This window comes from Shewanella sp. DAU305, assembly GCF_026802235.1.
GTDB lineage: Bacteria > Pseudomonadota > Gammaproteobacteria > Enterobacterales > Shewanellaceae > Shewanella > Shewanella baltica.
In genome coordinates this window covers 3,174,441-3,194,717 of record NZ_CP113808.1, presented here as the reverse complement: position 1 = coordinate 3,194,717, position 20,277 = coordinate 3,174,441, and the positions used below count along the sequence as shown (strand labels likewise).

Here is a 20,277-nt window from a genome sequence, read left to right as displayed (position 1 = left end):
TGGCCCTCAGCTAAATGCGTGTTCATGCTCAGAGAATCAGTCTTAAAAGGTCACACAGTAAAAGTCGCCCGCGACGAGGTTGGGCTAGTGTAACGGCAAAGTCTGGTTTAGCGGAAGAAGTGAGGGCATTAAGCACTCAATGGATTATGCATTACTTGATATTTTTTATCGACTATCTCGATTGCTAACAAAATATTTAAACTGTTTTTAGCTTAAATATTGTGTAAATGGTCAAATAGTCCATAATAGCGCCAATTTTTTTGACTCGATGAGAGAAGATAACTGGCATGGCTGTACTCGATATTCTAACAATTCCCGATGAGCGCCTTAAACGTAAAGCGCAACCTGTAAAAGATATTGAAGCTGTTCAGGGATTTATCGATGATTTAATCGAAACCATGTATCACACGGATGATGGTATCGGTTTAGCGGCAACGCAAGTCGGCAGTACGGATGCAATTATTGTGATCGATTTATCTGACGGTCGCGACCAACCTCAAGTGCTGATCAATCCTGAAATCGTCGAAAAGTCTGGCGAGTTTGTGGGTGAAGAAGGGTGTCTGTCGATCCCTGGTTATCGCGCTAAAGTGTCACGTTTTGAGAAGGTCAAGGTGACCGCCTTAGACAGAACGGGCAAGGCAATTGAAATCGAAACCGATGAGTTTTTAGCCATAGTATTGCAGCATGAAATCGACCATTTACATGGCAAAGTGTTTATCGAACATTTATCCATGTTAAAACAACAAATTGCGCTTAAAAAAGTGCGTAAATACGCTTAAGCCTATTGCATAAACGCGTGCACAAAAAAGTGTATGAGCGTGTGTGACACTACCTGACTAGCCGCATTTTATGATGCGGCTTTTTTGTATCTAAAATTGGTATGTAAAACCTGAGTTTGAATGTCTTTGACTTGATATGTGAACATAACAACTTGTTTTAACTGTAATGAGTGGATAAGGTAGCCAGCAATATCCGCTAGCAATAAATTCAGTAGCATCATTAGCGGCAGTGTATGGATACGGTAGGGAAACAGATGAAACTCAAGATCATAACTAGCGGCATAATCTCACTCGCAATGCTTTCACTCAGTGGCTGCAGCGCGTTTTTTAACGGTAATACCACAGATAAAAAGGCGGTATCGAGTAGCTTAGTCGAATACTTATATCCAGATGAGAAGAGCCGCCAAGCCCAGCAGCCATCCTTACCTGTACTGCGTTTGCCAATTACCGTCGGCATTGCTTTTTTACCTTCATCCCATTGGCAAGCTGATGCCATAGACAGTCGCGCCCAAGTCGCTTTGCTCAACAAGGTGAAACAATCCTTTATTAAATACGATTATATCGATCGTATTGAAATCATTCCGAGCACCTATCTTAAAAATGGCAAAGGCTTTAATACCTTACAGCAAGTTGCCCGCCTGCATGACGTCGATGTGATGGCGCTGGTATCTTACGATCAATTAATGCAAAGCCACGAGAACAAATCCGCCATTCTTTATTGGACTATCGTGGGCATGTATTTAATCCCCGGCAATGAGAATGCAATCCAAACCTTTGTTGATACCGCAGTGTTCGATATGCGCAGCCAAAAGATGTTATTTAGGTCGCCGGGCATAAATCAGTTAACTGAAAGTTCAACCGCTGTTGGTGTGACGACAACCCTAAGGGAGAAATCCTATGAGGGTTTTGATCTTGCGGTGAACGATATGATAGTCAATTTAGACGATGAGCTCGCCGGCTTTAAAACACGGGTTAAAGAAGAGCACGTTGCCACCATAGAACATAAACAAGGTTACAGCGGCGGTGGCAGCTTATCGCTATTGATACTTTCACTCCTAGGGATTTTTGCGCTGCGCCGTTTAACGATTTGCCGTGAATAAAAAAATTAAGCGCCAATTAAGATCGTTAAGGATGAGCAAATTGAGGTTTGCTTTGAATCAAGACGTGGGCAAAAAGTATATAAAGTTGAGCACAGGCTCTGGTTATCAACTTACTTGTAGTTAACGTTTTGATTTTATTTTTAAAGTGGTTTGCTGAGGCTGCGGTATTGCGTCGGACACCACTTACGCGGGCGTGATACATTAGGCGTTTAACAAGGAGAAAAATTAAATGGATTTAAATTCACTATTACTGTTTGCAGTTGCTTGCCTTGCTATCAATCTTATCCCTGGACCCGATGTTATCTACATTGTATCTAACACAATGAAAGGGAAAATGATCAGTGGGCTTAAAGCTGCGATGGGTTTAGGTGTAGGTTATTTCGTTCACACGCTTGCTGCTAGCTTGGGATTATCTGCCATCATTCTCAGTTCAGCGTTGGCTTTTAGTATTGTGAAGTGGTTGGGCGCCGCGTATCTAGTGTATTTAGGCATTCAAGCGTTAATATCAATGTGGCGTGGCAACAATAAAATGGTGGTCGATGACAATAGCAAACCAAACGGCAACGTATTTTTCCAAGGCATTGTCGTTAGTGTACTTAACCCTAAAGTCGCTTTATTTTTCCTCTCTTTTTTGCCGCAGTTTATTGACCCGTTAGCAGGTTCAACGTCAATTCAGCTGTTAACCCTTGGTCTTATTTTCAGTTTGTTAGCGACCCTGTGTAACGTCCTCTATGCGTCGGCAGGAAGTTGGGTATTTAGTCGGCCCAATTCCCAGCGTTATTCCAGAGCCTTAGAGGGGATATCAGGGGTGTTGCTTATTGGCTTGGCCAGTAAAGTCATGACCAGTGATAGATAGTGGAATCAGGTTAGGCCGCTAAGAGCTGGGACAGGGCTCAAATAAGCGGATCTGAGTTGATGAAAGACCCCGAAAGCAAGTTCCAGTGATGATAGAACGCAAACCGAAAGTGGATGTTGTTTGCGTTTTATCATCACTGGCCAGATTTAGGGTTACAGCTTGAGACTATTGAGCCGCGTTTCGTGCTTCAGTAAGCCAACCGTTCCATTTATCTTGGTTCTTGGCAATCCATCCATCAACGTGGTGTTGAATATCTTGCTTACTCTTTTCACCGTCGTTCATACGCGTGTTCTGCTCGTTGATATCGGCGAGCGGTAGTGTGAATACCTCAAAAAACTTCCTCGCGGCGGGATTTTGTTTAGCGAATTTTTTGTTAGCAACGATCTGGATGTCAGAAGCGACAAACCCCAGTTTCATCGGATCGGAAACCGCGCCTTCGAGTCCCTTTACCGTCATCCGATCAACGGCAGCACTCTGGGCTTTTGTTGGCTTGATTTCAGGCACGTTTATCCACACAACGTCCTTGCCTGGCTTCATTTTAAAAATGGTCCAGTTGGGCGCCCAAGTATAGAAAAATATCGGGCCACCATTTTTATAACCCGCCATAGCGGATGCCATCCCGGCAGCATAGGCCGCTTTCACTGGATTAATCGAATCTTTCAGACCGTAAACATCCATATGGTGAGTGATGATTTTTTCGCATCCCCAACCAGGAGGACATGCAGTCAAATCCGCTTTACCATCTCCATTAATATCAAATGCTTGTTTGACTTCAGGGCGTTTAAAATCTGCAAGAGAGGTAATATTGTATTTATCGGCTTCTTTTTTAGAGATTAAATATCCGCCTAATCCACCGGCTTTAATAATATAACCCACCTTTTCGGCTTTCTCGTCGAAATTGCTCGGTAGCTGATCGTTATGCATTGGAAACCAACCATTGGCCCAATAGTCAATGTCCCCGAGTGTGACGGTTTTATAAAAGATGGGATTGACCAATGTCTTAGGCTTTTCGACATCATACCCAAGCGTTTCAAGACCGCGTCGAACAAGTGCTTCCTGAAAAAAAACTGTGTCCCATGTCGCCCGAGCGGGTTTAACGGTTATCCCTTCCCCTGGCTTGAGAGTATCTGCAAGCGCTGCGGATCCCGTCACTGTCATTGCAGCTAACGCTGCACCCAGTATTACTTTTTTAAGTCTCATTTTACGTCCTTATTTTTTTTGGTCGCCATTGATTGGGTGATCCTATCGAGAATGATGGCTAATAAAACAATCGCTAGACCGCCCACCGTGGCCAAACCAATATCAAGTGTATTTAAGCCCAGAACGACAGGTGCCCCGAGGCCACCCGCGCCGATCATCGCGGCGATTACCACCATGGAGAGCGACATCATGATGGTCTGATTCAGGCCCGCCATGATGGTCGGTAAAGCAAGGGGTATCTGAACTTTAAGTAAAACCTGCGAGCTTGTTGCCCCAAAGGCGAGCGCAGCCTCGACTAACTCTGGGTGTACCTGCCTGATCCCGAGACTGGTTAATCTCACCAAGGGTGGCAGGGCAAAAATGATGGTTGCCAGCACACCCGCGGTATTGCCAATAGAAAAAAGCATCACAATTGGGACCAAATAGACAAAGGCTGGCGTCGTCTGCATCGCGTCCAAAATGGGTCGTAGAACGTTGTTAACACGATCACTGCGTCCAGCCCATATCCCAAATGGCACACCAACAAGGGTGCAGAACACCACGGATGAAAAGACCATGGCGAGGGTTATCATGGTTTCTGACCAGAAACCGAGCAGACCAATGAGCATCAATGATAACAGCGTAAAGATGGCCAGTTTTAAACCTGACACTCGCCAAGCAATGGCGCCAAACAGGGCAATAACAAGCAGAGGGGAGGTTGCCAGTAGACCGTCTGACACACCAGACAGAATAAAGTCGACGGGCCATTTGATCAGTTGGAAAAACCATCGATAGCCTTCAACCAACCAGTTAACTATATTGGTGATCCACACATCTAAAGGAATCACTCTTTCATCAAAACTAAACATGATATAAAACTCCTGAAGTGAGTATTCTAAGATGCTGACTGCTCAAAATAGGTCCCCTTTTCCGCACGGTTTAAGGTACGAAGAAACAGATTTTTAGAAACAACGCCGCGATATCTACTTTCTGAGTTTACAACTGGAATAGGCCAAGCATGGGAGGCGACCAAGGGTAAGATATCCTGAAGGCTATCTGTTTCTTGAACTGATTTAGCGTCTGTCAGAAAAGCATGCTCAAGTTTGCTAGCACCATTTCCTTGGTCAACAGCGTCGCGCAGGGAGTCTGAAGAGACCACACCTAAAAAGCGGTGTTCTGAGTCAAGTACATAGGCAAACTCGCGATCTTTAATACTCAACATTTCTAGGGTGGCGCGTGGGCTACCGGCTTTAGTATGCCAAACAACCGTTGGCTGACTGTCGCGGGCAATATCCCCAGCGGAGATAACACCGGTTGGATCCACACCACGGAAAAATGCACGTACATAATCATCTGCGGGATTTTGCAGGATTTCTTCCGGCGTCCCCAGCTGAATCACTCTGCCGCCCTGCATAATGGCAATTCGGTCGCCAATCCGTAATGCTTCGTCTAAATCATGGGAGATAAAAATGATGGTGCGCTCATGACGATCTTGCAGTTTCAGCAGTTCATCTTGCATCTCTGTCTTGATAAGCGGATCAAGCGCCGAAAATGCCTCATCCATGAGCAAGATATCAGGATCAACCGCTAAGCCTCGCGCTAATCCCACTCGCTGCTGCATACCGCCACTTAACTCATTGGGATAGGCCTTCTCCAAACCTTCGAGTCCGACTTGTTTTAAAGCATCTAGGGCTCGTTCTTCACGCTGTTTTTTATCCATGCCATCGAGTTCGAGGCCAAATGCGGCATTCTCTAACACTGTTTGATGGGGCATAAGCGCGAAGGATTGAAACACCATACTGGTTTTACTTCTGCGAAACCTGACCAGTTCATCCTTATTCATGTTGAGGATATTTTGGCCATCGACTAATACCTCTCCCGACGTGGGTTCAATGAGCCTGTTTAACATTCTTACTAGGGTTGATTTTCCTGAGCCGGATAGCCCCATAACGACAAAAATCTCACCTTTATTTACGCTAAAGCTGGCACCTTGTACGGCAACCGTCAGCCCTGTCTGTTCGTAAATTTCCTCTTTGCTTTTCCCTTGTTCAAGTAACTTCACCCCCTTGCGAGGCTCAGCACCAAAAACCTTATACAGGTTTTTTATCACTATTTTTTCCATAACATTTTCCATGACGCTCTTTTACGCCGTTCTGCTTTTTTGCACTAACGCTACATAAAAAACACATGAATAAATTCTGCTCGATTAAACATTGAATGATGAACTCACAGAGTTCATAAAAAATGCACAGCACGAGTAGTCTCTTTCTACACTAGTGTCTTACAGGCCTATCTGTCAACGAATCCACGCAATTAAGCAGAATGTAAATTATTGAAAATAAAAATATTTATTTATTTTCCTCGTGCGTTAACATTTTTTTGATGACTCAGTTGGCGGCTAAAACCTTGAAAGGCTGAACGATTCCAACAACGAAAAAAAACGTAGAAAACTGAAAGTCATCCAAGAAAAAGAAAATGCGGGTACAAACACAAAAACAGCGACAATTGCTCAGTAATCTGTGTTAGGAAGCCATGTAAGGCGTGTGGTGGACTGCGCCAACAACCGTGGAAAATTCACTATGACACTCATTCACCATGAAATAGAGGTCGAGAGGACGAGTGATTGGGACATACTTAAGCGTGTCTGATCATGAATGTCATGACAAGCCAGCGCGGTTGGATTTATCGCTGGGATCTCGTGTGAACATTTTTAAAAACAGGGACGACATTTATCTAGTGGTTGTCAGCACCTAAAAGCGGACTGACGTTAAACGACTACGTCTATTCGCCTTGTTTGAACTTAAACCCAAAGTGCGTTATGTCATTGTTAATATTGATCTCAACATTGACATCAGAAAAAATCTCAAAAAAGACCACAAAAAATTTTTTACTGCGATAACTCCATAGCTATGAACTCCACAGTTTTAGACATTACCGATTGTCTTTCTCTATGGTGAATGACTTGAGGTCTGGTGTCAGTGTGATTCTGGTCTCAGTGTGATAGGGTGGATTTAGCTGCGAACTCGACGCATAGGCATTTGGCGGCGCATCAATTGCACTCATAACTGCATTAATATCACTCCCATGTTCTATAGCGCACCGACAGCAATACTGCTTTTTGCATACGATGATTCGTATATTGCATCCTCTGTTAAAAAATCAAGCATGTGAAGGAGACAGTACTTATGTTACGCACCGTTAAACATATGGAAGACTACGTAATCAGTGCTACAGATGGCAATATTGGGCATGTCAAAGATGTCTATTTTGATGACGAAACTTGGTGCGTTCGCTATCTTGTTGTTGATACAGGCACTTGGCTTTCGAGTCGAAAAGTATTGATTTCGCCCATATCGATAGGCCAAGCAAACTGGGCGGACAAGCAATTACCCGTCTCGATCACAAAAGCGCAAGTTGAGAACAGCCCCGACATTAACACTCAAACTCCCGTCTCTCGCCAGCAAGAAATCCGCTTACTTAAGTACTACGGCTATCCATATTATTGGGGTGGTTATGGGATGTGGGGCGACAGTGTGTACCCGAATTTGATGTTAACTGGATACGTCGACTTGGTTTCGCGGCCCAATGACGAAGATCCGCAAGCGGTTAGGGCGGTTAAAGCCGAGCAGCATCAAGATGACGATATACATCTGCGTAGTTGTCAGGCGGTAATCGACTACCGCATTCATGCTAGCGACGGTGACATTGGCCACATAGAGGACTTGCTTATCGATGAAGAGACTTGGGCCATTCGATACCTGATAGTGAATACCAGTAACTGGTGGCTAGGCCATCAAGTGCTCATTCCTGCAGATTGGATTGAAGATGTGAGTTGGCCGGATGCCAAGGCGTCAGTCAATCTAACACGACAGGCAGTGAAAGACGCTCCGCCATATAACCCATTGATGGCAGTGGACCGTAAAACGGAAATATCTATCTACAACCATTATGGTCGTCCTGGTTATTGGCTGGATGAAGAGCAACATGAAACCGCAAAATCACACCCCAGCACCGCGTAAGAGCGAGCGGTGACAATATTAAGAGGTGATCGATGGTAGCCGAATCTATGTCTACATCTACAAAATCAGCCACAGAATCGAAAAGTGTCGCAATTTTTGGTGGTGGTATTGCTGGACTAACGGCAGCCCATGAATTTGCAAAACTTGGCTATCAAGTCAAGATATTCGAGGCGAATGCGGATGCGGGCGGTTTTTTTAGAAGTGCCAGAAGGAAAGAGGATCAGGGCATGCCTTCTGAATACTCTTGGCATGGAATGGGCCCTTGGTATAACAATTTTTTCGAACTCATCAAGGAGCTCCCCTTTGATGAGCACTCCAGCCTCTATGACAATATTCTTTCACGGCCTGTGGTATTCGGCTTAGCGCCTAATTCAGGTGCGGCTCACTTTGGTGACTCTCACTCCGGCAATGTCGATGTGGAAAACCTGTTTAGTATGACGACCAAAGAAAAATGGCTTTGGTGTTGGCTAATGGGAAAAGCATGGTGTTCACATACCCGAAGTAGCCAAAAGTACAGCAACATCAATGCGAAAGAAGCTTGGCGACCTTATTTAGCCGCTTCGACACTGAGTACCTGGAGTTCCACTTTTGGCCCTTGGGTAGGTTCCGACTGGTGTCATGTTTCTTTCCATCATGTGGCGCATTTTTTCCGTAAGCAATTAGTCACTAAGTATTCGTATCATCATCAAGCAGACAGCGAAGGCGGGCCGTGGGAACACAAGGCTCGTATGGGATGGTTGCTGCTTAACGGACCCAGCAGTGAGGTTTGGTTTGATAAGTGGGTCGATGATCTGAAGAAAAAGCAGGTTGAGTTTCATTGGCAGACCTCACTTCATCGTTTGTGTTTTGAAAATAACAGCATCACAGCGGCAGAGCTCGCCAATGGCGAAACCGTTCAGGCCGATATCTATGTCCTCGCACTCAATCCCTTTTCTGCGGCTGATATTCTAGACAGAACCCCGCTGCTTCAAAATAAACCGCAACTCAATCTTTTTAAACCCTTGGTACAACAGGGGCCGCACACCCAAGTGTCCTTCAGAATTGGCTTCAAAGAACCAATGTCTTGGCCGAGAAGACGATGCGCGCTGGTTATTTCAGACTCCGCCTTTAACCTGACATTGTTTGCTCAGGAACAAGCGTGGGGAGAGTCGAGTCCTCTGGGGGACGATATTCAATCACTGTGGACTGTCACCGCGTGTGTTTCAAAAGTCCCTGGCCCAGTCCATGGCCTTTGTTTGGCACAATGCACAGAGGAACAATTTCTGGATGAAGTGTTATTTCAATTAAAACAGAGTCATGCCCTCGATGAATTGGTCAAAAAGGCTAACGGCGGTAAAAGTTGGCAAGATTTTTCCATCGTAAAAATCACAGTTTGGCATGAATGGGCGTTTTCTCCTGAAGGCATAACATCGGCGCAGCCCAAATGGGTGAACTCGACCCACACCCAAAAATATCTACCACAGCAAAAGACGACTATACCCAACCTAGTTCTTGCAGGCGCTCACACCCAAACGACGGCGGATGTGTGGAGCATTGAGGCGGCGGTCGAGAGTGGCAAGCTGGCGGTAAAGGTTTTTGAGCCGCAACTTAAGGTCATTCCACAGTCGAACTTTCTGGTGTTGACCATCCTTGGGAAAATAGATGATGTGCTTTATTACTGCAAACTGCCTAACGTGTTGGATGTTGGTTTGGCAGTCATTGTTATCTTGTCGGTGAGCGCCATTGCCTTTGGGATTGCCGGATAAAGAGTGGCTGATATAAAACGCAAATAACGCAGGGCGTATGCATGACCATGAGAATAATGTTGGCTGAAAGCTCGAAGTGAATTGCTCAACAGCGATTTCAGACGTGGATTGCGACCATGGGCATCCTCTTTTATCGGGCAGGTTTTGTCTGGGGCAAGATAAACCGCACTTTGTAGTTGCAGGCTAGCTAGGTCATTAATATAGAAATTTTTTATCTAAACGTTGGAGCCAATTATGTCAAAAAACGTATCGGATCATCTAGTCGAAATGCTAGTAGAAGCGGGTGTTAAGCGAGTTTATGCCGTGACTGGCGATAGTCTTAATCCGGTCAATGATGCTGTACGAAGGGATGGCAGATTGCAATGGATCCATGTAAGACACGAGGAAGCTGGCGCTTATGCGGCATATATGGACCCATCCGGTTTGCAAGACATTCGATAGCGATTTTGAGAAGAGTTCATTGCACCCATATATTCGGCCTGTTATTGAGGTATGCCTCTGGCCCTGATGGATATCTGCTTCTACTGTCCTTATCATCCTTGCGGCTTCGTAATGAGCCTATGCCTCCGTAAGGTTTTCAGTAGATCAGTCTGACTGTCTCATCATCAAATCAAGTGTCATAGCAACTTGCTGGTTGGTTAATCATTAAAAATAAATTCAGTTCTATACTGGAAGCCGATACTCTTCGTTACGCGCCGCGATAACCCATGCCATTCTCGCGAGCTTATTGGCGACGGCCACACAGGCTCGGTTAAAACCTCGGCGCTCTGCTAACTGGATTGCCCAGCAACTAAACTTATCTTGCTTATTCTGGCTGTGTTGCAACACCGCTCTGGCGCCGTGGATGAACAGGGTGCGTAAATACGCATTTCCCCGCTTGCTTATCCCAAGGAGGTTTTCTTTACCTCCGCTGCTGTGTTGTTTGGGAACCAAGCCACACCAAGCTGAAAAGTGCCTGCCATTACTGAAATCTTTACCATCACCTGCGGCGGCATAAAAGGCGGTAGCGGTGACTGGACCAATGCCAGGGATAGTCTCTAAACGCTGGCAAATCACATTGTTTTTAGTTTCAGTAAGCACTTGTGTATCACAACTCTTAAGCCGTTTTTCTATATCACTAAATTCTTCATATAACTGATAAAAAATGGCCCGACCTTTAGTGGTCAGCGTATTGGTTTCATCCGCTAAAATATCTGGGAACTGTACTTTAAAAGCCGATTTACTTTTGGTCATCACAATGCCGTATTCCGCTAACATCCCTCTGACTTGATTGATTAAGGCGGTTGATTGCTTAGTTAATCGTTCGCGCATTCGGTGGAGCAGTTGCACATCTTGCTGCTCGACGCCTTTGGGTTTTACAAACCGCATGTTGGGTCGCTGCGCAGCTTCAGCGATGGCTAAGGCATCGTTATAGTCATTTTTGTTACCTTGCCGAAAAGGTACTACAAATTGAGGAGCAATTAACTTGACGCTGTGGCCCAACAGCTCAAATTCTCTGGCCCAATAATTTGCCCCACCACAGGCTTCCATCACAATCAGGCACGGCTCAATTTGAGCAAGAAAGGGAAGTAAGTCCTTGCGTCTAAGCATTTTCTTTTTGATTAACTTGCCTGCTTTATCGACACCAACAGCATGAAAAACAGACTTTGCGATATCTAAACCGATTGTAGTAATCTTCATAGGTGGACCCGTCCTCTTTCTGATGAGTTTTAGCGACTACATCGTGGCCCATTGCGAGGCCGATTTAAAGTGGATGGGTCCATTCCATTATCTATGGAAGCTGAGCTAAATGGTATCGGTTGCTGCATGGGCAGCAGTGGTCCTGGGCATGTTCATTTAGTCAATGGACTCTATGATGCCAATAGAGCTGAAAATCCGGTTATTGCGATTGCTTCAACTATTCATACTGAAAAAATGGGCCTGGACAACTTTCAAGAGACAAGACCCGAATCGTTATTTCAAGATTGTTCAAAATATGTGTTTCTCGCCAATACCCCTAAACAAGCTGTCAATGGTTTACAAACGGCGATTCAGCATGCCATCAGCAAGAAAGGGGTCGCTGTGCTCGGGCTTCCCGGTGATGTGGCTTCAGCAAGTCTGGAATCTGTGCATACGGCGAATAAAAACTTCTACACCCAACCCAGAATAACCCCAAGTCATAAACAGCTTCAAGAATTGGCAAGCGTCATTAATGAACATGACAAAGTGATGCTGTTTTGTGGCCATGGTTGTCGCTATGCCGTTGAAGAAGTGATGGCATTGGCCGAAAGGCTTAACGCTCCTTTGGGATATAGCTTTCGAGGAAAAATATTTTTTGAGCGTAAAGAAAATCCATATGCCGTTGGATTAAATGGGCTGTTAGGCAATAAATCCGGTTTTGAAGCCATGCATCAAGCCGATGTCCTGTTGATGCTGGGCACGGATTTTCCATATAGTGAGTTCCTTCCCGAAAAATGCAAAATTATTCAAGTCGATACTAAACCCGAAAAATTAGGCCGTAGGGCTAAAGTGGACTTGGGTTATTGTGGTGATATTAAATCAACTCTTGAAGATCTTATGCCATTAATCGATGCCAAAACGTCCACGGATTTCCTCGACAAAACCCGTTCACTGCATCAAAAAATTGAAGCTATCTATGAGAGCTATGTGGAAGAAAAGGGCTCTGAAAAAAACATTCACCCAGAATATGTTGCCCATTTGGTGGATAAACTCGCCGATGACGATGCGATATTTACCGTTGATACGGGGATGAGCGCCGTGTGGGCTGCGCGTTATTTAAAGGCGGGAGCTAATCGCTACCTGACCGGTTCCTTTAATCATGGCTCTATGGCGAATGCCATGCCTATGGCGATGGGGGCTGGTTTATCACAACCAGACCGGCAAGTGATTGCGTTTTGTGGCGATGGCGGTATTTCAATGCTGCTCGGCGACTTAATGACCATTAGCCAATATCAAATTCCTGTCAAAATCATCATCTTTAATAACCGTTCGTTAGCCATGGTGAAACTTGAAATGCGGGTAGAAGGTTATATGGAGTGGCAGACGGATATGGTTAATCCTGATTTTATAAAATTGGCAGAGGCGATGAACATTGCTGCATGGGAGGCGACGGAGTCCAAAGATGTGGAACTCGCACTGGTAAATGGATTCAAGCATAAGGGACCTGCGATAATCAATATTTTTACTGATCCCAATGCCTTGGCAATGCCACCCACCTTAAACTTCGAGCAAGTAAAAGGCTTTGCAGCATCGATGACAAAATTAATGGTCAATGGAAAATTTGCCGAAATCGTCGATACCACTAAGAACGATTTAAAATACTTACGGGAGTTATGATAAAACATCATGAAGCAAGCCATTCGATTCACCACAATTGTCCTGGTTATTTTTGTCGCCATCATCGGCATTATACTCTGGCCTTTAGCGGGTTTGATTATGCTGGTGGCTTCGCTCGTGCTGCTTGGATTGTATGATTTATTTCAAACAAAACACTCGATACTGAGAAACTTTCCTGTCATCGGTCATATGCGTTATCTATTAGAAATGATAGGCCCAGAGCTGCATCAATATTTCGTTGAGTCCGATACTGATGGCAAACCCATTAACAAGAATCATCGCAATTACATCTACGAGCGAGCCAAAGAGCAAAATCAAACACGCCCCTTTGGCACTCAGCTCGATGTATATGATGATAATTATAAATGGATGCAGCACAGCATCTATCCGGCGAAGAAAATGGACACTCCGCCAAGGGTTATCATTGGCGGGAAAGATTGCCAACAACCTTACAGTGCCAGCCTGTTTAATATCTCAGCCATGAGTTTTGGCGCTTTGAGCAAAAATGCAATCCAAGCCTTAAATTTGGGCGCTAAAGCAGGTAATTTTTTTCATGATACCGGCGAGGGCGGTATATCTGAATACCATTTACAAGGTGGCGATTTAGTGTGGGAAATCGGCACAGGGTATTTTGGTTGTCGCACCGAAAATGGCTGTTTTGATGCGGAAAAATTTAAACAAAAGGCCAATTGGGAGCCGGTGAAGATGATTGAAATCAAACTCTCACAAGGTGCAAAACCCGGCCATGGAGGGGTACTTCCTGCAGCCAAAAATAATCAGGAAATTGCTGAAATAAGAGGTGTTCAACCCCATACCGATGTGCTTTCACCTCCCGGCCATTCTGCTTTTAGCAATGCAGAAGGGTTATTGCAGTTTGTTGAGCAATTGAGAGTGTTATCCAACGGAAAACCTGTCGGCTTCAAGCTTGCCATAGGCAGTAAACAAGAGTTTATTGAAATATGTGAAAAAATGCTCGAAACAGGCATCAAACCCGATTTCATTACTGTGGATGGTGCGGAAGGGGGAACGGGCGCTGCACCTATCGATTTTTCAAACTATGTCGGTATGCCTTGGGAAGATGCGCTGATTTTTGCCGTGGATACGCTCAATACCTACAAGCTTAAAAAAGACATAAAAGTGATTACGGCGACTAAGATATTTACCGCTTTTGATCTGTTTAAAGCCCTTTGTATTGGTGCTGATGTGTGTAATTCCGCTCGGGGTATGATGCTGGCTTTGGGTTGTGTTCAGTCCCTAAAATGCAACACCAATGAATGCCCGACAGGCGTCGCCACAAATAACCCCACATTAGTGCGAGGCTTAGTGGTTGCAGAAAAATGGAAAAGAGTCCGCAATTATCACCAACATATGTTGGACGATTTCTTGGCATTATTGGCCGCTTCGGGCTGCCATTCACTTGATGAAATGAATCGAAATTTAATTTATAGGAAAGTGGATAAGCAATGGCATTCCTATGCTGAAGTTGGAAAAACTCAGCGGATTTTATGACTTTAGCACCCACTCTTGCGGTTACAACTTCACAAAATACGGTAGCGCGATGAGTGCTATGCCGATGCAGACGAGTAAGATTAGGTTGCTGACAAAATAAGGGTAGATCATCAAGGTTATCCCAACGATGAGGGGGATGGGTGCACCTTGGCGTTTGCCATAGGTGAAGAAACCTATGCCGAAGACACCAAATAGCATGCTCCAAATCAGTACCGCGGGATTATCTAGCATGCCTTGCTCCTTCTTATCTTCAGCATCGACTTAAGTTTGTCGTAATAGCTCATCACATTAGCTCATCGCATTAGCGCTTAGTCACTTGCTCATAATGAGTTCTTAAGCATAGTGAGTGTAATCCTAAAGCAGACTTCCGGCGATTAAGCTTTTTTCATATTGCGACTTCGCACTGTGACTTGAACTGCTACTTATATTGACAATTAATACAGTGACTTCGGATTTTGACCTCATAGCGGCGTTAAACACGTTTTTATATGGCAGCTCGTTTGAGTTCCTATTGGGATTCTACACTTGGTAAAGCTCTAGGGGTAAACCGTCAGGATCGCTGAAAAAGGTGAATTGTTTACCTGTGTACTCATCAATACGAATGGCTTCGACTTCAATACCATATGACTGCAAGTGTGCAACGGTTGCATCAATGGATTGTACCCGAAAGGCTAAATGCCTAAGCCCGCAAGCTTCGGGATAGCTCGGTCTTTGTGGCGGCTTGGTAAAAGAGAACAGCTCGATTTGACTTAAATCCGGCAGCTGTAGATCGAGTTTAAAGGAGCTGCGCTGCGCTCGATAATGTTCTGCCAGTGGCTTGAGCCCTAAAATAGTCACGTAGAAGTGTTTGGATTTTTCATAGTCGCTGCAAATAATCGCCGCGTGGTGTATGCCGAGTAACATAGGTTTCCTAATATCGCGTTTAAGATATTGTCTTAGCATTGCATCTAAGCGTTTATTCTTTTGTGCAGAGTAACTGTTCTTATTAGATTAAGACCCGTCATCCTAAAATGGCGGGTCTTATTTCGCAACGTGTTATCTCGTAAAAGCCGATCACATCATTTATCGAACGCATTCGACCTTTATTATTCATCAGTCTGCTTATTCAGCCGCTTGCTCATTCAGTTGCTTACTCGCGGACCCACTTTTCCGCTCATCTGCTACAACGGTGAGCGATAGAATCGCCGACGACAGCGGGGCTAGGGTGAGCGCTATCTTGCCTTCGCCTTGTTCAAGCTGCAGCTGGCTTGTTTGATGATCTTCGAGTAAATCCTTAAGCGGATATACGCCGTCCTTTAATTGCCACTGACGTATGAGCTCTTTGGGGAGCTTGAGCTGTAAGGCTTTTGATTTGGTCTGACTGAAGTTACTAACAATAATCAGCTTTTGAGTCTGCTTTGAGGTCCCAGATATCGTCTCGAAGCGGGCAAAGGCGAAGGTGCTATCGTCATAGCCTGTTTCGTTTGCAGAACTATTTTGAGTACTCATACTTTGAGCGCTGTCACTTTCAGTGATATGACTTTCAGTCGCATCATTCTTGTTACGATTCGCGGCATCGAGTGAATAATATTGGCCTAACAGTGCAGGCGCCGTTTGGCCTGTGCTTAACGTTAATAGTTTTTGATAGTAAGCCCGCAGCGAGGTTTCCTGCGTCGTTGATTGTCCACCATCAAACTTGCCATTGTTCATCCAGCGCTGATGGGCGGGGACACCAACATAGTCAAAAATACTGGTGCGTGATGTATGACCAAAGCCTGGGTTATCGATGGCGGCTTCTCCCACTTCTTGGCCAAAATACACTAACGTTGGTGAAGTGCCTATCGTTGCCGACACGACCATGGCTGGCAGGGCGTAGTTTGGATTTACGGCTTGGGTATCTAGGGAGCTATTCGTTGGTTTATTTGTTTGTAGCGATGCTAAAAATGCTGCATTACCAATACGTTGCTCGTCGTGGTTCTCTAAAAAGTGCAGCATGTGGGATTCAATATCGTGCACTTTTGCCTGATCCGCCGCGATATTAGCTGTGCTGGTTTTACCCGCCATCACGGCTTTTAGGGTGTCGTAAAGATCGACCTTATCGTACAGATAATCCATTTTTCCAAGCAGGATATAATCTCGATACAACTTAGGGTTATAGACCTCGGCCAAGATAAAGGCATCGGGATTAGTGTGTTTTATCTGGCTGTTGAGGTAACTCCAAAACTCCACTGGCACCATTTCGGCCATATCGTATCGAAACCCATCGACTCCTTTTTCAAGCCAATATTGGGCAATCTGATTGAATTTAATCCAAGAGCTTGGGATCTCGGCTAAGTGTTGTTGCCAGAAAGCGTAATGCTGCGCCTCAGTAAAAGTGGCGAATTTTGCTGGCAGGCGAGGGAAGTCATAGGTGCCATCTGGGCGCACGCCGTAATTAATCTTAACTGTCTCGTACCAATCATTAGCATCGGGCTTGGCTAAGCGTGAGCCATTTCCAGTCCACTTTGCGGGAAATTCGTCGAATTTACCGTCACTTAAGGGGTGAGTTTCTCCGCCCAGCGGTTTAAGCTCTGCGGGTAAGCTTGGCACCTCAAAGGCATGCGCTTGTCCTTTCGTTCCCTTCACACTGTTATCAACGACGTAATAGAAGTTGTTGTTTTTGTCGTACTCCAGACTGGTATCATCATCTTCGCCAAAATCGCGCACGCCTTGGGGTTTACTGACGGATTGATAATGGCGCGCCACATGGTTTGGCACGATATCGATAATCACCTTTAAGCCGTGTTGATGGGTACGGGCAATCAGCGCTTCGAACTCGGCTAAACGGTTGGCAGGATTGACCGCCAGATCTGGGTTGACGTTGTAGTAATCTTTGACTGCGTAGGGTGATCCTGCGCGGCCTTTTACCACATCGGGATCATCCGCGCTTACGCCAATCTCACTGTAATCACCAATCAAGGCATGGTGCGGAACGCCCGTGTACCACACATGGGTGACGCCTAGGTCCTTGATGCTATTGAGTGCAACATCGTCGATATCATTAAATTTGCCGACACCGTTGTCGGCAATCGTGCCCCAAGGTTTATTCGTTGGGTTTTTATTGCCATAAAGGCGAGTAAAAATCTGATATACCACAGGTTTTAGCGTCATAACCTCACTCTCAGACTTTGGCTGTAATCCATTATCAAGCGCCTGCGCAGAGGTATTTGCATTGGCCGATAAGCAAAAAAGCGAGACAGTTAATAAAGCTGCACTAGATAAAGAGGCATTAAACAAAGACTGTAGACATAAACTGAGTGATGAGTGCCGCGACTGTCGGCGCTGCGGGGATTTCGCCCCTTTGGTCAGTAAAGCCACGATGGGAAATTTAGCCGCTTGTTGGCTCTGAGTCACTCTGGAATCGATAGGCGATAAAAAGCTCAAGGCTGAGTTCCTTTTTGAGTTGAGTTTTTGGCTAGGTTGATAGCACTGTTGTTAGTATGAGCGCGCGTTAAAGCGTTAGCTTGATTCCTAGAGCGCATTGAATCTTGGCTGCTCGGCAAGCCAGCATTCTGCGGCGACTTAGTCTTAGAATTAGGCTTAAGCTCAAGGATAGTGACCCCTGCATGGGGCAATGTTATCGCTTGATTGAGTGAAACGGTTTTGCCACTGATGATGTCAGTAGCGGCGCCGCTATCGCCAAGCACACTGGCAAAGCGGTTTACATCTAGCGTGATTATCTTGTCATTTTTATTGTAAATCACCATGACTTTGTCGGCCGAGGGCTGAGTGCAGGCATTGTGTTGGGTTAGAGAATTCTTTTGTATCAGTGGCTTAAGCGCTTTGGCTTTTTGTTCAGCAGATAATGGCGCATTTAATACGCAACGAAATTGCACATAGACACCATCTTGCGGCACAAAGTGCAGTAAATCGCCCGATTGTAGCGCAGGGGATTGTTTACGGTAATTCAGTAGGGTACGGACAAAGTGCTGTGCTTGTCGCTGGGATTCACTCAGTCCTTGGCCGGTAAAGGCGTTAGTGGCACTGTTGGCAAAACCGCCGGGGAAATCACTGCGCACAACGCCATCGTGACGGCCTTCTGTCGGGCTGGTCATTAACACTTCTGTACCGTAGAACAGCTGCGGAATGCGTTTGGCGGTCAGCACATAGGTGAGTGCCATCTTGTATAAGTCTATATTTTCCTTCACTAAACTGAAGATACGATTGGTGTCGTGATTGCCTTCAAATAGCACTAGTTGACTGGGATCGGCATACACAACATCGTTGGCTAACATCTCATAAAGCTTGATAAAACCTGTGTCCCAGCTTTCTGGCTCATTGAGGCTGGCAATTAATTTTTCATATAGCGGGAAGTCCATCAAACTGGGTAAATCTGAGGTATAGCCATCGGCATTGATTTTGCCCTTTTGCCAATAGGACACTGTGATGGGGTTTGCGGTCCATTCTTCGCCCACAATATTAAAATTTGGGTACTCAGTCATTACGGCCTTAGACCATTTAGCGAGAAACCCTTTGTCGGCGTAGGAATAAGTATCTTCGCGGATCCCTGAAAGTCCTGCGTACTCGACCCACCAAATACTGTTTTGGATAAGATAGGTTGCCAGTTTGGGATTGCTTTGATTCAGATCCGGCATAGTGTCGGTAAACCAGCCATCGACAAAATCAATATGATCTTGCGCTGCCGCGTAGGGATCTTGCACTGTAGTGCGCCTATGGCTGGTGAAACGGGGGCTGGTAACGCTGGATTTAATAGTACTGGATTTGGTATCGGCAGACTGAGTTAAGTCAGGCTTGGATTCGTGATTGTTTAGCGGCGTTTTTGTGGCGTCATTGAGCCAGTCTTGGCTAGGTAAATCGTTGAGCCACCAATGATTAGAGCCGATATGATTCACGACAACATCTTTAATCACCCCAAGGCCAAGTTTGTTTGCCTTAGCGACTAAGGCTTTATACTCTTCATTGCTGCCAAAGCGGGGATCGACGCGGTATAAATTGGTAATCGAGTAACCGTGGTATGAATACTGGGCTTGATTATTCTCAAGCAGTGGATTGATCCATAACTGAGTCACCCCGAGTTTCGCCAGATACGCTAAGTGCTGGCTGATCCCTGCTATATCGCCGCCATGTCGAGCATCGGGATAATAGGGGTTGCTGGGATGGCTAGGAGAGTTAGCCGCGACAGGCTCTAGCATATCGGCGTGATTGTCATTACTGGTGTCGCCATTGGCGAATCTGTCCGGGGTGATAAGGTAAATCACATCCTTATTGCTAAATCCTTGGCGTTCACGGCTGCCCTCAGCACGCGCTTGCAACGTATAGGGCAGGCGATAAAGAGGCGTGTTGGTTTTTGAAGCCGAGTCAGTGCTGGAAATCACCAGCTCAAAGGTTTGCGGCGCAGCTTGGCTAAGATCTAAATTGATAAACAGATAATGCGGGTTATCAGTGTGTTCAAGGCTTTTTAGCGTGATGCCTTGTCCTTGGATATCAACCTTAAGCTGCTGCGGTAAGCTAGGAAAATCGCGGCTATACAGCATCAACTGTAACTCAGGATTGTGCATCCCCGCCCACCAAAAAGCGGGTTCAAGTGTCAGGTCTTGACGCTGGCTTGATGTGCTTTGAAGTGGTAAAGAGAGACTGCTTGAACTTGCCTGCGCTGTGCTGGCAGAGGCGCCTAGGCTAAGCATAATCACTAAGGAAGTGGTGAGAGTCCGCAGGTTTAATATCATATTCTTTCCTTGTTGATTCAAATTTAAACTGCAAATTCAATTTATAAAT

At 45.4% G+C, this 20,277-nt stretch carries 16 protein-coding genes; 8 read left to right on the top strand and 8 right to left on the bottom strand.

Features of this window, described 5'->3' with window-relative positions; all coding sequences use genetic code 11:
* The first annotated feature begins 287 nt into the window (after positions 1–287).
* The 3 genes from def to OX890_RS13440 all read left to right on the top strand — a co-directional run bounded on the left by def (position 288) and on the right by OX890_RS13440 (position 2,735).
* Positions 288–779, top strand: coding sequence for a peptide deformylase (gene def / locus OX890_RS13450; RefSeq protein WP_006081499.1), 492 nt, complete (start codon positions 288–290; stop codon positions 777–779).
* Positions 780–1,033: 254 nt separating this feature from the next.
* Positions 1,034–1,879, top strand: coding sequence for a rhombotarget lipoprotein (gene rhlP / locus OX890_RS13445; protein ID WP_268649392.1), 846 nt, complete (start codon positions 1,034–1,036; stop codon positions 1,877–1,879).
* Positions 1,880–2,108: 229 nt separating this feature from the next.
* Positions 2,109–2,735, top strand: a complete 627-nt coding sequence (locus OX890_RS13440; RefSeq protein ID WP_259215902.1) for a LysE family translocator — start codon at positions 2,109–2,111, stop codon at positions 2,733–2,735.
* Positions 2,736–2,900: 165 nt separating this feature from the next.
* Here OX890_RS13440 and proX read toward each other — a convergent pair whose 3' ends face one another.
* Genes proX through proV form a run of 3 tightly spaced genes read right to left on the bottom strand, consistent with a single transcriptional unit; the run spans position 2,901 to position 6,036 of the window.
* On the bottom strand, positions 2,901–3,935 hold the full coding sequence (proX, locus tag OX890_RS13435) for a glycine betaine/L-proline ABC transporter substrate-binding protein ProX (protein ID WP_268649391.1): 1,035 nt from the start codon (positions 3,933–3,935) through the stop codon (positions 2,901–2,903).
* On the bottom strand, positions 3,932–4,783 hold the full coding sequence (locus OX890_RS13430) for an ABC transporter permease (protein WP_259579610.1): 852 nt from the start codon (positions 4,781–4,783) through the stop codon (positions 3,932–3,934). Before OX890_RS13430 ends, proX begins: the two co-directional genes overlap by 4 nt.
* A gap of 26 nt (positions 4,784–4,809) precedes the next feature.
* Positions 4,810–6,036 carry a glycine betaine/L-proline ABC transporter ATP-binding protein ProV gene (gene proV, locus OX890_RS13425; RefSeq protein ID WP_268649390.1) on the bottom strand — a complete coding sequence of 409 codons (1,227 nt, stop codon included), beginning with the start codon at positions 6,034–6,036 and terminating at the stop codon, positions 4,810–4,812.
* 1,063 nt (positions 6,037–7,099) lie between these two features.
* Between proV and OX890_RS13420 the strand changes: the two genes are divergently transcribed.
* From OX890_RS13420 to OX890_RS13410, 3 genes are all read left to right on the top strand, one after another.
* A complete protein-coding gene (locus OX890_RS13420; protein WP_268649389.1) occupies positions 7,100–7,933 on the top strand; it encodes a PRC-barrel domain-containing protein in 834 nt (277 codons plus the stop codon).
* Positions 7,934–7,980: 47 nt separating this feature from the next.
* Positions 7,981–9,678: an FAD-dependent oxidoreductase gene (locus tag OX890_RS13415; RefSeq protein ID WP_268649388.1), complete on the top strand. Its 1,698-nt coding sequence runs from the start codon at positions 7,981–7,983 to the stop codon at positions 9,676–9,678.
* A gap of 234 nt (positions 9,679–9,912) precedes the next feature.
* On the top strand, positions 9,913–10,119 hold the full coding sequence (locus OX890_RS13410) for a thiamine pyrophosphate-binding protein (protein WP_268649387.1): 207 nt from the start codon (positions 9,913–9,915) through the stop codon (positions 10,117–10,119).
* 222 nt (positions 10,120–10,341) lie between these two features.
* Here the strand turns inward: OX890_RS13410 and OX890_RS13405 are convergent, their stop codons facing one another.
* Positions 10,342–11,358 carry an IS110 family transposase gene (locus OX890_RS13405; protein ID WP_268649385.1) on the bottom strand — a complete coding sequence of 339 codons (1,017 nt, stop codon included), beginning with the start codon at positions 11,356–11,358 and terminating at the stop codon, positions 10,342–10,344.
* A 69-nt stretch (positions 11,359–11,427) separates the two neighbouring features.
* Here OX890_RS13405 and OX890_RS13400 point away from each other — a divergent pair, with 69 nt between their 5' ends.
* Together OX890_RS13400 and OX890_RS13395 are read left to right on the top strand one after the other, a co-directional pair.
* On the top strand, positions 11,428–13,014 hold the full coding sequence (locus OX890_RS13400) for a thiamine pyrophosphate-dependent enzyme (protein WP_268649384.1): 1,587 nt from the start codon (positions 11,428–11,430) through the stop codon (positions 13,012–13,014).
* Between the two features lie 9 nt (positions 13,015–13,023).
* Positions 13,024–14,523, top strand: a complete 1,500-nt coding sequence (locus OX890_RS13395) for an FMN-binding glutamate synthase family protein (RefSeq protein WP_268649383.1) — start codon at positions 13,024–13,026, stop codon at positions 14,521–14,523.
* 21 nt (positions 14,524–14,544) lie between these two features.
* Here OX890_RS13395 and OX890_RS13390 read toward each other — a convergent pair whose 3' ends face one another.
* The 4 genes from OX890_RS13390 to OX890_RS13375 form a co-directional block, all read right to left on the bottom strand.
* A complete protein-coding gene (locus OX890_RS13390) occupies positions 14,545–14,754 on the bottom strand; it encodes a hypothetical protein (protein WP_011846869.1) in 210 nt (69 codons plus the stop codon).
* Positions 14,755–15,042: 288 nt separating this feature from the next.
* On the bottom strand, positions 15,043–15,426 hold the full coding sequence (gene gloA2, locus OX890_RS13385) for an SMU1112c/YaeR family gloxylase I-like metalloprotein (protein ID WP_268649382.1): 384 nt from the start codon (positions 15,424–15,426) through the stop codon (positions 15,043–15,045).
* A gap of 198 nt (positions 15,427–15,624) precedes the next feature.
* Positions 15,625–17,925 carry an alpha-amylase family protein gene (locus OX890_RS13380; protein ID WP_268649381.1) on the bottom strand — a complete coding sequence of 767 codons (2,301 nt, stop codon included), beginning with the start codon at positions 17,923–17,925 and terminating at the stop codon, positions 15,625–15,627.
* Positions 17,922–20,228 (bottom strand): glycoside hydrolase family 13 protein, encoded by a 2,307-nt coding sequence (locus tag OX890_RS13375; protein WP_268649380.1) that lies wholly within the window; start codon positions 20,226–20,228, stop codon positions 17,922–17,924. The genes OX890_RS13380 and OX890_RS13375 overlap by 4 nt, the downstream gene beginning before the upstream one ends.
* Positions 20,229–20,277: the final 49 nt, after the last annotated feature.